Source organism: Cytophagia bacterium CHB2 (assembly GCA_030263535.1).
Taxonomy (GTDB): domain Bacteria; phylum Zhuqueibacterota; class Zhuqueibacteria; order Zhuqueibacterales; family Zhuqueibacteraceae; genus Coneutiohabitans.
Genome location: SZPB01000650.1, coordinates 1 through 1,847, shown reverse-complemented (window position 1 = coordinate 1,847; position 1,847 = coordinate 1). Strand labels below are relative to the sequence as shown.

Genomic DNA, 1,847 nt, shown 5'->3' with positions numbered 1-1,847 from the left:
TGCGCCGGCGGCGCGGCGTTCGTTTCCGCTTCGATTTTAGTGTAACGTTGCGCCAGTTTGTAAAGCGCTTCTTGCGCGCGCACAGGCTCGCCCACCGTTGGTTTGCGGATGTTCGTGCTGTCCGGCTGCAGCACGCGGGCCTTGACGTTATCCGCAAATTGAATATCGATGATCTGCTGCACTTGTTTTTGCAGCTCGGGATCGAGCACCGGAAACGCAACTTCCACGCGGCGATCGAGATTGCGCGTCATCCAATCGCCGCTGGAGAGAAAGTATTCGCGCTGGCCGTCATTTTCGAAAATGTAAATGCGCGCATGCTCCAGGAAGCGGTCGATAATGCTGATCACCGAGATGTTTTCACTCAAACCGGCCACGCCGGGTCTTAAGCTGCAAATGCCGCGCACCAGCAATCGAATCGGAACGCCGGCGGCGCTGGCGCTGTAAAGCCCGTTGATCATATCGGCGTCTACCAAAGAATTCATTTTGGCAATGATTCCGGATTTTTTTCCTGCGCGTGCATTCTCGGCTTCGCGGCGGATGCGTTTGGCGAACTCGCTGCGGAAATGATGCGGCGCAACCAGCAGATGTTTGAACGCGCCAGGCTCGAGATCGCCGGTGAGCATGTCGAATACCGCCGCCACTTCCTGAGTAATTTCTTCGTGCGCGGTGAGCAGGCCAATGTCGCCGTAAATTTGCGCCGTCTTGTCGTTGTAATTGCCGGTGCTGAGATGGCAATACAGGCGAATCGCGCCGGATTCTTTGCGCGCAATCATTGCGAGCTTGCAATGGGTTTTCAAGCGTGGAATGCCGTAGATCACGTGTACCCCGTGCTTTTCCAGTTTTTTCGCCCACGAAATGTTGGCTTGTTCATCAAAGCGCGCTTTGATCTCCACCACCGCCGTGACGTGTTTGCCCTTTTTCGCAGCCTGCGCCAGCGCCTTGGCAATTTCAGATTTCGCGGAGATGCGGTAAAGCGTGATCTTGATCGAAACCACGTTGGGATCATCGGCCGCGCGTTTCAGCAACCGCACGACGTAATCAAATTTTTGATAAGGATGGTGCAACAGAACATCGCGCTTCCGGATGATGGCGAATAAATCCCGGCTTTTTTCCAGAATGGCAACCGGCAGGGGCGGCAGCGGTTTATACTGCAACTGCGGCGCATCGAATCCCGGGAATGGCATGAAATCGGAAAACGAATGGTAGCGGCCGCCGGGAAAAAGATTGTTCGAGGCCAGGCTCAGTTCATTGACACACGTCTCCAGCACGCGCGGCGGCATGGCGGGATCATACAAAAAACGCGTTGCTGGCGCTTTACGGCGCTGAATCAAACTCCTCTCGATGGTGGATAACAGGTCATACGCTTCCTCCTCAACGTAATCAAGCTCCGCGTCGCGCACAACTTTGATGGCGTAACAGCCCAGCACCGGATCGCCCGGAAAAATCTCATTTAAATTCAAGCGAATGATATCATCGAGGCGAATAAGATATTTCTTATCGTCATCCGACGGCAGTTGCACAAATCGCCCGAGCGCCTGGGAGGGAATCAAGACCAGGGCCAGGCGCAACGATATTTTCTTTTTGGATTTTTTGCGATGCGCCAGTTCCACGCAAAAATAGAGCGTTTTATTGTGCAGGCTCGGAAAGGGATGCGTGGAGTCAATGGCCAGCGGCGTGAGCAGAGGTTTTATGTTTTTTTGAAAGTATTTGCTGGCAAACGCCACTTGCTTCGCGCTGGCCGTTTGTTCATCCACCAGAATGATGCCCGCTTGCGTCAGCGCCGGCATGATTTGCTCCTGAAAGCATTTGCCCATGCGCTCATGCCCCTGGTGCACGCGTTCATTGAT

General features: G+C 54.1%; 1 protein-coding gene. It reads right to left on the bottom strand.

Features of this window, described 5'->3' with window-relative positions; genetic code table 11:
• Window positions 1-1,847 (bottom strand): polyphosphate kinase 1 (ppk1, locus tag FBQ85_29870; protein ID MDL1879339.1); only part of this gene is annotated, 1,847 nt, incomplete at both ends.